Below are 13,201 nucleotides of genomic sequence, written 5' to 3' on the forward strand. Positions count from 1 at the left end.
GAGCCCGAACAGCCCCCGGCGGCTCACCCGCCCGGTCGTGCCCTCTGCGCTCCCGCCGGTCATGAGAGTCCCTCCCCGCTACTTCGCGACCACCGGGGCGATCTTGCTGATCGGCTCCCCGAGCGCGTTGATCGCATCCGACAGCGTCTTCAGCTCCGCCTTGGACAGCTCGTCGTGCAGCCGCCAGCCGTCCCCCTTCTGGTGCACGGCCAGCGCCGCCTCGGCCGCGGCGAACTTCTCGTCCAGCGTCTTGACCAGGTCAGGGGCGCGCTCCTCCAGCACCGGGCGCAGCGACTGCACGGCGGCCTTGGAGCCTTCGAGGTTGGCGTCGAAGTCCCACAGGTCGGTGTGCGACCAGATGTCCTCCTCGCCGGTGATCTTCCCGGTGGCCACCTCGTCGAGCAGCTCCTTGGCGCCGTTGGCCAGGTCCAGCGGGGTCAGCTCGGCGGCGTTCGCCTTGGCCACGATGGTCTTGACGTCGGTGATCAGCTTGTCGGCGACGGGGCCGTCCTCGCTGATGTCCTTGGTGATCCAGAGGTCCTTCTCGATCTTGTGGAAGCCGGTCCACTCCTCGCCCTCGGCCAGGTCGGCCTCGCGGGCGTCGATCGCCGGGTCGAGGTCGCCGAAGATCTCCGCGACCGGCTCGATGCGCTCCCAGTATGTGCGCGAGACCGGGAACAGCTCCTTGGCCTCGTCGATCTTGCCCGCCTTGACCGCGTCCACGAACTCCTGCGTCTTGACCAGCAGCGTGTCGCTCTGCGACTTCACATAGCGCTTGTAGCTGGTGACGGCGTCGGCGAGCTTGGCGTCCGCGGTGAGCGCCTTGTGCTCGCCGGTGACCTTCAGCGCGTTGCGGATGCCCTTGCCGATCATGCCGGGCTTGCACGCGGTCTCGTACGCGCCCGCGGGCAGCTCGGCGATGAGCTCCCTGGTCAGCCCGGGCACGATGTTCTCCACCTCGGCCATGACCCGGTCGCCGGGGGCGTACACGTAGAACTCGGTCACCTTGCTGCCGCCGTTGGTGATCGTGAACGTCGTGGTGCCCGCCGCGACCTCGGAGGCCGCGACCTTGCACTCGGTGTCGGAGGCCGCCACGGTGATCTTGCCGGGGGCGGCGGGCTTCGAGGGGCCGGCGGCGGGAGCGCCGCCGGAGCCGCAGGCGGTCAGCCCGGCCAGGGCGAGCACACCGAAGGACAGGCGAAGAGCGGTAGGCATGATGCTCCTGTTCAGGCTGCGGAGGAAGCGGGTGCCGGAGTGGGCTTGACCCGCTGCGGACGCAGGAAGAAGAAGAGGGTGGGGATGAGGTAGGCGGCCCAGGCCACCATCTCGGCCACGCTGGGCTGCGGGGTGAGGTTCAGCAGGCCCGCCAGCAGCGTGCCGTACCAGGAGTCCGGGGGGATGGCGGCGCTGACGTCGAAGGCGTACGTGCTCAGGCCCGGCAGGACGCCGGCCTCCTGGAAGTCGTGCACGCCGTACTTGAGTATCCCGGCCGCGACCAGGATCAGCAGCAGCCCCGTCCAGGTGAAGAACCGGGTCAGGTTGATCTTCATGGCGCTGCGGTAGATGCCCCAGCCGATGATCATCGAGGTGACGAGCCCCAGGCTGATGCCGATCAGCGGCCCCGCCGTCGTGGTCGCGCCCTGCACGGAGGCGAAGAACAGCAGCGCGGTCTCCAGCCCTTCGCGGGCCACGGCCAGGAACGCCATCAGGACCACCGCGAGGGAGCCCACCGCGAGCGCGTCGGAGAGCTTGCCGCGCAGCTCGCCGGAGAGCGCGCGGGCCGCCCGCCGCATCCAGAAGATCATCCAGGTCACGAACACCACGGCGAGCACCGAGGTGATCGCGTCGAACAGCTCCTGGCCGGTGTATTCGAGGTGCGCCGCGGTGAACGTGAGCAGCGCCCCGAAGCCCACGGACAGCCCGACCGCCGCGCCGGCTCCCGCCCAGACCTGGGGAAGCTTGTTCTTCCGATCGCTCTTGACCAGGAAAGCGATGAGGACGGAGACGACCAGGGTCGCCTCCAGTCCCTCGCGCAGCCCGATGAGGTAGCTGGCGAACACTGTCACTCCCGGAATGCTTGCTGAGGAAAGCCTTGCCTAAATTAGGGCAGGCGAACCATGCCTACGCAAGCACGGAATGCGACAGTGTGTGCCCGGTCATCTCGTCAGATTGTCCGCCAGCAGGTCGAGCAGGGGCTCGCGGCGTACGCACCGCTCCAGGAGGAAGGAGTCGGCCAGGGCGAGCAGCTCGTCGTCGCCGAGCCCGCGGAACAGCTCGGCGTACTCGGGCAGCAGTGCCTGGGCGATGAGGATGTGCCTGATCAGGTCGTCGCTCTGGTAGCGAGCACCCCACGGGTACGGCTCCCAGCCGGGGAACTCCGTCTCGATCAGCGCGTGCAGGGGCGCGAGCACGTCCGCGGCCTCCTCCATGGTGGAGCCCCAGCGGTCCGCGCCGAGCCGCCGCTTCTTCGCGATGAACGCCCCGAACCTGTCCAGGTAGGGCCCGGACGCGTGCACCAGCCCCTGCAGGCCCACGTCCTTGTACGTCCACAGCGACCAGCCGACGTCCTGCTCGTCGTAGATCGCGAGCTGGTCGCGCAGGATCCGCAGGCGCTGCGCGTCCACGTCCGGATCCCCCGTGTAGACGGGCCCGAACTCGCCCACCCACAGCGGCGTGCCCGTCTCGCGCTGGAATCGGGAGCGCTTGGCGAAGGTCCGCTCCAGCTCGTCACGGTCGCACCACTCGCCGCGGGTGTAGCCGGGGTAGGGGCCGCCGTGGGCGAAACCGGCGAGAGCATAGTCGTGCATGACAAAGACCGTGTTCTCATACACCTCACGAAATATCGAGAAATCGGTGGCGTAGGTGTTGCCGTCCAGGAACAGGACGTGCTGCGGGTCGGCCGCCCGGATCGCCTTGACCAGCCGGTCGTAGAAGGGCCCGATCACCTTGCCGGTGCGGTCGCCCGGCTCGTTGACCGGGTTGTACCCGGCCACCCAGGGGTTGTCGCGATAGTGGTCGGCGATGGTCTCCCACAGGTGCACCGCCCGATCCTGGAAGTGGCGATGCTGCCAGAACGCGGCGACGTGCGTGGGGTTGTCGGAGTGCCAGTGCTGGTTCTGGGCGCCGGGCAGGGCGTGCAGGTCGATCACGCTGTGGATGCCGCGCTCGCCCAGCAGGCCGATCACCCGGTCCAGGTGGCGGAAGCCCCGCGGGTCGATCTCGAACGGCCGGTCGTCGGCCTCCCAGTGGCGGTAGTTGACCGGGATGCGCACGCAGTTCATGCCCAGCCCGGCCAGCAGCTCCGCGTCCCGCTCGGTGAAGAACGAGGTCATGAGCCGGTCGAAGAACAGCTCGGCCCGCTCCTCGCCGAGCACGCCGCGGACGGCGTACCGCATCGAGCTCTCGTCGGCCGGGTAGCCGGTGATGAAGTTCTCCATGTTCAGCCAGCCGCCGAGGCCGACGCCGCGCAGCCGTACCGGGGTGCCGCCGCCGGTGACGAGCTGGGTTCCGGACACCTGCAGCATGTTCACCCTTTCGTCGCACCCGCGGTGAGCCCGCCGATCAGATGCCGTTCCGCCACGGCGTAGAACCCGAGCGCGGGCACCATGGCCAGCACCAGGTAGGCCAGGATGCGGGCCGTGTCGGAGGCGTACTGGCCCTGGAACTGCTGGATGCCCAGCGGCAGCGTCCAGCTCGCCTCGTCGCTGAAGACCACGAGCGGCAGCATGAAGTTGTTCCAGCTGCCCACGATGGCGAGCACCGAGACGGTGGCGATCGCCGGCCTGGCCATGGGCAGCAGGATCCGCCAGAAGAACCCGAACGGGGTGCAGCCGTCGATCGTGGCCGCCTCCTCGATCTCGCCGGGGATGCTGCGGAAGAAGCCGCGCAGAATGATGATCGTCAGCGGCAGCCCGAAGGCCGACTGCGTCAGGATCACGCCGAGCGGGTTGTCCAGCAGGCCGAGCGCGCGCAGCAGCACGAAGATCGGCAGGATGGCCACCGCGAACGGGAACATCAGCCCGGCGGTGAACATCGTGAAGTACAGCTCCCTGCCGCGGAAGGCGAACCTGGCGAAGACGAACCCGGCCAGCGCCGACAGCGCCACGGTCACCACCGTCGTGGTGACGGCGATGAACGTGCTGTTCCAGAGCTGCAACCAGAACGAGCCCGAGCCCAGAACGTCGGTGTAGTTGGCGGTCACCCACGTCTCCGGCAGGCCGAATGGGTTGCTGGACAGCTCGCTGTTCTCCTTGAACCCGCCCAGGAACGCGTAGATCACCGGAATGAGGATGAACGCGCCGACGATCCACGCGATCAGGTGCAGGGGCAGCGTGTTACGCCGCGCGGCAGGCGTCTTCCTCCGGCTCATTGGCGTGCTCCCATGGACGTGGTCGCGCCCTCAAGGTCGCGGCGCATGACGAGCCGCTGGTAGACGAGGGCGAAGACGAGGCTGAGCACGAACATCACGACGCTGATCGCGCTGGCGTAGCCGACCTGGGAGCGTTTGAAGCCCCAGTCCATCATGGTGACGGCCATGGTCTCGGAGGAGTGCGACGGGCCGCCGCCGGTGAGGATCCAGATCAGGTCGAAGAGCTGGATGGTGTAGATGACGGACAGGAACACGCTGATCCGGATCGTCGGGCCGAGCAGCGGCAGCGTGATGTGCCAGAACGTCTTCCAGGCCGTGGCGCCGTCGATCTGGGCGGCCTCGATCAGCTCGTTCGGGATGTTCTGCCGCCCGGCGAGATAGATCATCATGTGGAAGCCGAAGTACTTCCAGGTCATGACCAGGAAGAGCGAGGGCATCACGGTCGCGGGATCGGCCAGCCACTCCGATTCGAGCCCGAACACCGACAGCAGCTGGTTCGCCATGCCCGCGTCAGGCGCGAGGATCAGCGAGAACAGCACCCCGGTGATCACCTCGGAGAGCACGTACGGCGCGAAGAACACCACCCGGTAGAGCGCCCGCCCGCGTACGCGCTGGTTCAGCAGCATGGCGATGGCCAGCGAGAACGGGAGCTGGATCACGATCGACAGCAGCACCAGGAAGACCAGGTGCCCCAGGTCCTTGGCGAAGATGTCGCTGCTGAACAGCCGGGTGAAGTTGTCCGTCCCGATGAAGTTGGTCGGCAGGCCGCCGAAGCCGTTCCACCTGAACACGCTCGAATAGATGGCCACCAGCATCGGGGCCACGACGAGCAGGAGGAAGAGCACCATGGCGGGCAGCAGGAACAGGGCGATGGTCACCCAGCGGCGGCGGCGCCTGGCGGCAGGGGCGGGGGCCGGAAGCCTGAGCGCCTCCGGCCCTTTCGTCAAGGTCGTCATCCTTCGTTCTTGGCCACTTCTGTGATGGCCTGGCCGACCTCTTCCGGCGTCTTCGTGCCGGCGATCAGCTCCGCCACGCTGTCGTTGACCTGCTGGCCGACGGCGGGCGGGTAGGCCTGGTCCAGATAGAGCTGGTAGCCGCTGGCGTTGGCCAGCTGGGTCGCCACCTGCTTGAGGTTGGCGTCCTTGACCGCGCTCTCCTCGCCCTTGAGCACCGGCAGCACGCCACCGGCCTCGACGGCCTTGGAGTGGTTGCCCATCTCGGTCATGAACTTCACGAAGTCGATGGCCTCCTTCGGCGCGTCCGCGCCGACGGCCAGCCCGCCGCCGCCGCCGAACGCGTCGCCCGCCGAGCCCTTGCCGCCCTCGACGGCCGGGAACGGGAAGAAGCCGAGGTCGTCGCCGAGGCCCTTGCCCGAGTCCTTCTGCACGCTCGGCGCCCACTGGCCCATCAGCTCCATGGCCGCCTTGCCGTTGCTCACGGTGGCGGACTGGCCGTCAGGGGTGGAGTAGGCGGCGCCCAGGAAGCCCTTCTGGAACGGCTGGAGGTCGGCCAGCGCCTTGACCTGCTGGCCCGCGGTCACGAAGTCGGGCTTGGTGAAGTCGTGGTCGGCGGCCGCCTGCTTGAGCGCGTCCAGGCCGGCGATCCGCATTGCCAGATAGGCCCAGTAGTAGTGTCCTGGCCACTTCTCCTTGCCGGCCAGGGCGATCGGGGTGACACCCGCCGCCTTGAGTTTCTTGACGTTCTCCAGGAACTCGGACCACGTCGCAGGCGGTGCCGTGATGCCGGCTTTTTCGAAAAGTTTCTTGTTGTACCAGAAACCGACGAGACCGATGTCGGTCGGGAGCCCGTACGTCTTGCCGTCGAGCTGGTACGCGCTCAGTGCCGCCGGCGTGAAGGTGGGCAGCACCGAGGCGACATCGGCGGAGATGTCCTTGACCAGGCCGGCGTCGATCTGCTGTTTCAGCACGCCGCCGCCCCAGGTGGCGAACAGGTCGGGAGCCTTGCCGGACTGGGTGATGGTGGTGAGCTTGGCCTTGTAGGCGTCGTTCTCCAGGACCGTGGCCTTGATGGTGACGTTGGGGTTCTTGGCCTCGAACTCCTTCGCACGCTGGGCCCAGAGGGACTTGAGCGGCTCGGCGGTCGACAGGTGCCACCACTCGAGCGTGACCTTGGCGGCGCCGGAGCCGCTCTGCGCGGGGGTCGTGGTCCCGCCGCCGCCACCGCCACAGCCGGCCACCAGGACGGCCGTCGCGATCAACACAAGACTGCGTTTCATAGGGGTCCCTTCTTTGCAGGCGAAAGTTTCGTGAACCCCCCGATAATTTCGTTGCCTGGATCGTAGGTAAACGGCAGGTAAAGCGTCAACACCTCGGGTGGGAGCGATCCCAAACCGAAACTTTCGGATACACTCCCGATTTGTGTCAGCGAAGAGGCGGGTCACGATCGCACTGATCGCGGAGGAGGCGGGAGTCTCCATTCCGACGGTCTCCAAGGTCATCAACGGACGTCCGGAGGTCGCTCCGGCGACCCGTCACCGGGTCGAACGGCTGCTGCAGGAGCACGGCTACCAGCGGCGCATCAGCCAGGACGACACCCCGGCGGGTCTGGTGGACCTGGTGTTCGCCGAGATCGAGTCGCCCTGGGCCATGGAGATCGTGCGCGGGGCGGAGAGCGCGGCCCACGAGGCGGGGGCGAGCGTGGTGATCTCCGTGCTGCACACCCACGCGGGCCCCGGCCGCGACTGGCTCGAACGGCTGGCCGCGCGCAGGACCGACGGTGTGGTGATAGTGGCCTCACGCCTGTCGACCGGCATCCAGGCCCAGCTCAGCGCCCGGTCGCTGCCGTTCGCGGTGGTGGACCCGGAAGGCGAGCCCGCGCCCGGGGTGGTCTCGGTGGGGGCGACCAACTGGAACGGCGGCCTGGCCGCGACCCGGCACCTGCTGGAGCTGGGTCACCGGCGGATCGGCATGATCAGCGGTCCGGCCGACATGCTGTGCAGCCAGGCGCGGATAGACGGTTACCGCGCGGCGCTGGAGACGGCGGGGGTGCCGCTGGCGCCCGAGCTGATCCGGCGCGGAACGTTCCTGGTCGACTCGGGGCACGACCAGGGGCACGCGCTGCTCTCGCTGGACGACCCGCCGACGGCCATCTTCGCGGGGAGCGACCTGCAGGCGTTCGGCGTCTTCGAGGCGGCCAGGCAGCGCGGGCTGCGGGTGCCGGAGGACCTGAGCGTGGTGGGCTTCGACGACCTGCCGCTGTCGAAGTCCGCGTGGCCGCCGCTGACCACCGTGCGCCAGCCGTTGCAGGAGATGGCCGCCCTGGCCACCCGGACGGTGCTCGGGATGGGGCGGGGCGAGGTGCCGGACACCAAGCGCGTCGAGCTGGCCACGGAGCTGATCGTCCGCGACAGCACGGCCAGGCACGAGTAGCCGCTCTCGCCCGGAGACCCCGCCGCCCGGCCGGGATCAGGTCTGGCAGAGCTGGGCGTGCAGGGTCGCCCGGGCCCACTGCTCCCATCGTTCGCGCGACCAGCCGCGCTCGTGGACGAACAGCAGGTACAGCTCCGGGCTGAGCAGCCCGAACAGCACGTCGGCGGCCTCATCCACCGCCAGGCCCGCCCGCGCTCCCGGCTTGCCGGCCAGCGCCTCGGCCGCGTGCCGCTGGACGACGTAGCGCGGGTTGACGTCGAACGACCACAGGGCGGAGACCTCCGGGTCGCTCGCGGCCGCCGCCTCCAGCATCTTCCCGATCGGCGCGACCCGCTCCAGCACCGCCGTCGCGCCGGTGACGTAGGCGCGCAGCATGTCATCCGCCGTCTCGGCGGCCAGCGCCCCGGTGTACCACGGCCGCTCCATCGTGGCCACCGGCGCGTCGTCGCCGGCGATCGTGACATCGACCAGTTCCTTCAGCAGGGCGCGTTTGTTGCCGAAGACGAAGTAGATCGTCTGCACCGCGACCCCGGCCCGGTCGGCGACGTCCTGGAGGTTCGTCGCGCCGTAGCCGTCCCCGACGAACAGCTCCAAAGCCGCCTGCAGAATGCGCCGGCGCGTCTCCTGTGCCTTCTGGGTCCGCTTGCTCGGCCGCTTGACATCGCTCATGGCTAGAGTCTATCTCTAGATTCAGTCACTAGAAGCCAACTCTAGAGAGCAGGTACAGCAATGTCCGTCATCACCGTCACCCGCTTCCAGATCGATCCGGCCGACGCCGAGCAGCTCAGGGCGCGGCACGCCGCACTGGTCGCCGCGATCAGGAAGACGTCGCCCGGGCTCATCGAGGCGCGCCTGGGCCGGATCAGCGACGAGACCTGGGCCGGCGTCTGGCGCTGGGACTCCGCCGCCAGCCTCCAGGCCGCCCGTCAGGCCGTACCCGGCAGCGCCGAAGCCGCCGCGGCCTTCGCGCTGACCCGCGAGGCCGGGGTGGACGACATCGAGATCCTCGACGAGCACTGACCACCCTCACCGGCCCCGGGACCCTGGGGCCGCAAGCTTCCGGATCGGGAGGACGACGTGATCGAGATCGACGCGTTGACCAAGGTGTACGGCTCGGCACAGACCCCCGCGGTCGACCAGGTGTCGCTGCGCGTGCCCGCCGGATCGGTGTTCGGCTTCCTCGGGCCGAACGGCGCCGGCAAGACCACCACCATCAAGATGATGGCCGGCCTGCTGACCCCCACCTCGGGCCGGGTACGGCTGGGCGGCCACGACGTCGTACGCCGGCGCTCGGCCGCCATGGCGCAGTTCGGCGCCGTGCTGGAGGGCTCGCGCAACGTCTACTGGAGCCTGTCGGCCTGGCAGAACCTGATGTACTTCGGCCGGCTCAAAGGCATGCGCAAGGCCCGGATCAAGGAGCGGGCCGGCGATCTGCTGACCGAGCTGGGCCTGTGGGAGCGCAGGGACGACAAGGTCGGCGGCTTCTCGCGCGGCATGCAGCAGAAGGTCGCGATCGCCGCCGCGCTCATCGCCGGGCCGCCGATCGTGCTGCTGGACGAGCCGACGCTGGGCCTGGACGTCGAGGCCACCCACACGGTCAAGAGATGGATCGCCGAGCTGGCCCGCGAGCTGGGCACGACCATCCTGCTCACCACCCACCAGCTCGACGTGGTCCAGGAGCTGTGCGACCGGGTGGCGGTCATGCGCCAGGGGCGGCTGGTGTCCGACCTGCCCACGCGCGACCTGCTGGCGAGCTTCCGCGAGCGGGACAGGTACGAGATCCGCGTCGAGGGAGCCGCGCCGCCCGGGTTCGACGCCGTGACCAGCGAGGGCGTGAGCACGATCAGCGTCAGGGTGCGCGATCCCATCGAGGTGTACGACGTGGTCGAGCGCCTGCGCGCCCACGGAGCCGTCATGGAGTCGCTCACCCAGGTCCAGCCCGACCTGGAGGACGTCTTCCTCGCCCTGGTGAACGAGCCGTCCCATGCTTGACGTCCTGGGCGCGGAGATCGGCAAGGGCCTGCGCGTCCAGCTGGCCCACCCGCTCGGCCACGTCATCACGCTGCTGATCAGCACCACGATGTACCTCGGCCTGCAGTTCGTGATGGGGCAGGGGCAGCTGCGGGCCGACCTGCTGCCGCAGACCCTGGTCGCGATCGGCGGCTACTGGTTCCTGCAGTACGCCGCGCTGGTGATGGTGGCCGACCTCGTCGAGGAGCTGCGCGCGGGCACCTTCGCGCAGGCGCAGATGACGCCGGCGCCGATCTGGCTGCCGATGCTCGGCCGGCTGATCACCGCGTCGGTGTTCGGGCTGGTGGTGGCCGCCGTGGCCGCCCTGGTCCCGATGGCGGTGGCCGGGATCACGATCCCGCTGGACTGGGCGGCGGTCGTGCCCGCCCTGCTGCTGGGGGCCGACGCGCTGGCCTTCACGTTCCTGCTGGCCGCCCTCGCCCTGCGGGCCCCGATGATCGGCGCCCTGCAGGCGCTGTTCACCTCCCTGGTGCTGCTGCTCAACGGGGCGTTCCTGCCGCTGTCGTTCTATCCGGACTGGCTGGCCGCCCTGGCCCGGCTGCTGCCCACGACCCTGGGCATCGAGGCGGTCGGCCAGACGCTATTCGGCGGCCGGTCCCTGGGCGAGGTCTGGGCCGGCGGCACGCTGCCCTGGCTGATCGCCCACATCGTCGTGCTCGCCGCCGCCGGTGGGGCGCTGTTCGTCCGCAACCATCGCCTGGCCATGGAGGTGTCGTCATGACCTTCGTCTCGGGCTTCGCCGCGGAGGTCCGCAAGGGCCTGCTCGGCTTCGTCGCCGGGTGGCGGGAAGCGCTGCTGCAGATGATCACGTTCCCGCTGTTCTACCTGCTGATCGTGCTGTTCATGGGACGCGGGCAGCTCCGGCCCGAGCTCCTGCTGCCGATCCTGCTCGGCATGGTGGCGCTGACCTTCATCCACGAGCAGGTGAACCGGGTGTTCTGGAGCTATCTGGGCGACATCCAGTCCGGCGTGCTGGAGCAGACCTACCTCACCCCGCTGCCCTCGGCCGCGCTCATCCTCGGCCGGCAGGTCGCCGCCGTGGTCGCGGCCCTGCCCACCGCGCTGGCCGTCCTGGTCACCGGCGCCGTCGCCATCGTGTCGCAGGGCGGCGCGCTGCCCTTCGACGCGCAGGTGCTCGTGCCGATGACCGCGATCGTGCTGGGCACCTGCGGGCTGGCCCTGGTCCTGTGCGGGCTGACCCTGGTGTTCAAGCGCATCGAGATCATCACGCAGGTGTCGGTGGCCGTGTACGCCATCGCCGGCGGCACCCTGGTGCCCCTGGCCGCCATGCCGGACCCGGTGGCCTTCGTCAGCCGGCTGCTGGTCCCGGTCGCGCCGGGTGTCGAGGCCATGCGCGACATCCTGCTCGGCGGCCACTCCCTGGCCGCGCTCCCGACCGGCTGGGGGCTCGGCTGGCTGCTCCTCCAGCCGCTGATCATCGTGGCGGCCGGGGTGATGGTGTTCGGCCGGCTCGAACACCTCGCCAAACGCCGCGGCACCCTCGGCCGCTATTAGCACCCTGAGAAGAGGAGTCGCCGAATCATGAACGTCTTGTTGTGGATCCTGCAGGTGGTGCTGGCGGCGGTGTTCGCCGGGCTGGGGACGTTGAAGTGCATCCGAGCCAAGGAGAAGCTCGAACCCATGCTGCCGTGGACGGCCGACTTTTCCGCCGGCACCGTCCGCTTCATCGGGCTCGCCGAACTGCTCGCCGCGCTCGGGCTCGTCCTGCCTGCCGCCACCGGTGTCGCCCCTGTCCTGACACCTCTGGCGGGTACCGGCCTGGCACTGATCATGGTGCTGGCGGCTGTGACGCACCTGCGGCGCAAGGAGCCGGCGGCGATCGTGGTGAACGCCGTCCTGTTCGCCGCGGCGGCGGCCGTCGCCTGGGGCCGATACGGCCCGTACGCCTTGTGAGGGCCCGCTCCCGGTGGGAGCTCATCATCAGTGGAAGAAGGACTTGCGCGGCTCCTGCCCGGTCCGGCCGCCGATGCAGCGGTAGAAGCGCACGCCGTTCTCGAACTGGGCCTGGGACGGCGGCATGACGTCCACGTCCCAGCCGGCGCTGCCGAGGGTCTTGGCCGTGCCGGTCCTGGTGGCCAGCAGCACCGCACGGCTGCAGGTCCGCTTCACCGTCGGATGCTTGGCGAGGTCCTGCTGGACGTAGGTGTCGGCGTCGGCGGGGATCGCGGCGACCGCGAACGTCTCCCACGAATGCGTCTCCTCGCAGCCGACCCGCCTGGCCTTGGTGTCGCCCGCGATGATGACCAGGCCGCCCCAGCACTCCGACTCGCGGACGCACGCCGCGCCCGCCCCGCGCACCTTGGCGGCCGGGCAGTCCTGCGTGTAGGTGTCCAGGCCGGTGAACGGCGTCTTCTTCGTCGCGGTCCCGGGGCTGGTGGTGGACGTGGTGCCGCCGAGGGCCGCGTGCTGGGAGTCCGGCTCGCGCGTGAGATAGGAGTACACGATCACGCCAACGCCGATCGAGATCACCAGGGCCACGGCGGCGGCGATGGAGACCAGGGCCTTCGACTGGCCGTGGCGGGCGGGCGGCCTGGTGTCCGAATGCGGGCTCGGCGGCGGCGCCGCGGACAGGGAGATCGGCGGCGGGGAAGTGGCGAGAGGGACCGCGGCCAGGGCGTTGCGGAAGGCTTCCGCGCTGGGCGTACGGACGCGCAGGTCGCCGGCCAGCGCCTGGCGCAGCACGGCGGTCAGCTCCGGCGGCACCCCGGGGATGTCCGGGACGGGCAGGCGGTGCAGGGCGAGGATCATCGCCAGATTCGGTACGCCGCTCGCCGGGAAGCGCGGCGGCCGGCCGGAGAGCAGGGCGTAGACGGTGCCCGCCAGCGCGTACACGTCACCGGCCGGGGTCGGCTCGGCCAGCTCGAACGCCTCGGGCGGCGCGTAGGAAGGGGTCAGCGACTCGCGCGTGACGGAGGCCTCCGGGCCCGTCGCGGGCATGGTGGCCAGGCCGAAGTCCGACAGCGCCACTTGGCCGTAGCGGTTCAGCAGGAGGTTGCCCGGCTTCACGTCCCTGTGCAGCACGCCCTGCGCGTGCGCGGCGGCCAGTGCGTCGGCGATGCGCACGCCGACGTCGCGGGCCTCGGCGGGGGAGAGGATCCGGCCGGACAGCGAGCCGCCGGGGCACAGTTCGAGCACCATGTACGGGCGGCCGTCCGGCAGCAGGCCCGCGTCGTAGACGGGGACCACGTGCGGATGGCCCGACAACGCGCCGGCCGCCGTGACCTCGCGCATGAACCGGCGCCTGTCGCGATCGGACAGCAGGACCCGGTTGTCGACCTTGAGCGCGACCTCGCGACCCACGGCCGTCTGCAGGGCCAGGTAGACGACGCCGAAGCCGCCCTGGCCGAGCACGCCCTTGATCTCGTAGCCGGGCACCGATAATTCGGACACG

Annotated in this window: 14 protein-coding genes; 6 read left to right on the forward strand and 8 right to left on the reverse strand. The window is 69.8% G+C overall.

The window, feature by feature from the left end; all coding sequences use genetic code 11:
- Window positions 1–78 precede the first annotated feature (78 nt).
- The 6 genes from efeO to ETD85_RS34055 form a co-directional block, all read right to left on the reverse strand.
- Entirely contained in the window at window positions 79–1,215 is a 1,137-nt protein-coding gene (gene efeO, locus ETD85_RS34030) for an iron uptake system protein EfeO (protein WP_138693924.1), read from the reverse strand.
- 11 nt (window positions 1,216–1,226) lie between these two features.
- Window positions 1,227–2,066 (reverse strand): iron uptake transporter permease EfeU, encoded by an 840-nt coding sequence (gene efeU / locus ETD85_RS34035; RefSeq protein ID WP_206058935.1) that lies wholly within the window; start codon window positions 2,064–2,066, stop codon window positions 1,227–1,229.
- A 90-nt stretch (window positions 2,067–2,156) separates the two neighbouring features.
- Window positions 2,157–3,524 (reverse strand): glycoside hydrolase family 5 protein, encoded by a 1,368-nt coding sequence (locus ETD85_RS34040; RefSeq protein WP_138693951.1) that lies wholly within the window; start codon window positions 3,522–3,524, stop codon window positions 2,157–2,159.
- Window positions 3,525–3,526: 2 nt separating this feature from the next.
- Window positions 3,527–4,369: a carbohydrate ABC transporter permease gene (locus ETD85_RS34045; protein ID WP_138693925.1), complete on the reverse strand. Its 843-nt coding sequence runs from the start codon at window positions 4,367–4,369 to the stop codon at window positions 3,527–3,529.
- A complete protein-coding gene (locus ETD85_RS34050; protein ID WP_138693926.1) occupies window positions 4,366–5,325 on the reverse strand; it encodes a carbohydrate ABC transporter permease in 960 nt (319 codons plus the stop codon). The genes ETD85_RS34045 and ETD85_RS34050 overlap by 4 nt, the downstream gene beginning before the upstream one ends.
- Entirely contained in the window at window positions 5,322–6,605 is a 1,284-nt protein-coding gene (locus tag ETD85_RS34055; protein WP_138693927.1) for an extracellular solute-binding protein, read from the reverse strand. The genes ETD85_RS34050 and ETD85_RS34055 overlap by 4 nt, the downstream gene beginning before the upstream one ends.
- Window positions 6,606–6,747: 142 nt before the next feature.
- Between ETD85_RS34055 and ETD85_RS34060 the strand changes: the two genes are divergently transcribed.
- The gene (locus ETD85_RS34060; RefSeq protein WP_138693928.1) at window positions 6,748–7,758 is read left to right on the forward strand and encodes a LacI family DNA-binding transcriptional regulator; all 1,011 of its coding nucleotides are present in this window, start codon (window positions 6,748–6,750) and stop codon (window positions 7,756–7,758) included.
- A gap of 36 nt (window positions 7,759–7,794) precedes the next feature.
- On the opposite strand, the gene ETD85_RS34065 is transcribed toward ETD85_RS34060, so the two are convergent.
- On the reverse strand, window positions 7,795–8,427 hold the full coding sequence (locus tag ETD85_RS34065; protein WP_138693929.1) for a TetR/AcrR family transcriptional regulator: 633 nt from the start codon (window positions 8,425–8,427) through the stop codon (window positions 7,795–7,797).
- A gap of 60 nt (window positions 8,428–8,487) precedes the next feature.
- Here ETD85_RS34065 and ETD85_RS34070 point away from each other — a divergent pair, with 60 nt between their 5' ends.
- From ETD85_RS34070 to ETD85_RS34090, 5 genes are read left to right on the forward strand one after another with little or no spacing between them, the layout of a single operon-like run.
- Window positions 8,488–8,778 carry an antibiotic biosynthesis monooxygenase gene (locus ETD85_RS34070; protein ID WP_138693930.1) on the forward strand — a complete coding sequence of 97 codons (291 nt, stop codon included), beginning with the start codon at window positions 8,488–8,490 and terminating at the stop codon, window positions 8,776–8,778.
- A gap of 57 nt (window positions 8,779–8,835) precedes the next feature.
- A complete protein-coding gene (locus ETD85_RS34075; RefSeq protein ID WP_138693931.1) occupies window positions 8,836–9,750 on the forward strand; it encodes an ABC transporter ATP-binding protein in 915 nt (304 codons plus the stop codon).
- On the forward strand, window positions 9,743–10,510 hold the full coding sequence (locus tag ETD85_RS34080) for an ABC transporter permease (RefSeq protein WP_138693932.1): 768 nt from the start codon (window positions 9,743–9,745) through the stop codon (window positions 10,508–10,510). Before ETD85_RS34075 ends, ETD85_RS34080 begins: the two co-directional genes overlap by 8 nt.
- Complete coding sequence (locus ETD85_RS34085; RefSeq protein ID WP_138693933.1) at window positions 10,507–11,304, forward strand: ABC transporter permease; 798 nt, start codon at window positions 10,507–10,509, stop codon at window positions 11,302–11,304. Before ETD85_RS34080 ends, ETD85_RS34085 begins: the two co-directional genes overlap by 4 nt.
- Window positions 11,305–11,331: 27 nt before the next feature.
- Window positions 11,332–11,703: a DoxX family protein gene (locus tag ETD85_RS34090; protein ID WP_138693934.1), complete on the forward strand. Its 372-nt coding sequence runs from the start codon at window positions 11,332–11,334 to the stop codon at window positions 11,701–11,703.
- A gap of 27 nt (window positions 11,704–11,730) precedes the next feature.
- Here the strand turns inward: ETD85_RS34090 and ETD85_RS34095 are convergent, their stop codons facing one another.
- Entirely contained in the window at window positions 11,731–13,200 is a 1,470-nt protein-coding gene (locus ETD85_RS34095) for a serine/threonine-protein kinase (protein ID WP_138693935.1), read from the reverse strand.
- Window position 13,201 lies beyond the last annotated feature (1 nt).

It is taken from the genome of Nonomuraea zeae (genome assembly GCF_005889725.1).
Taxonomy (GTDB): Bacteria; Actinomycetota; Actinomycetes; order Streptosporangiales; family Streptosporangiaceae; genus Nonomuraea; species Nonomuraea zeae.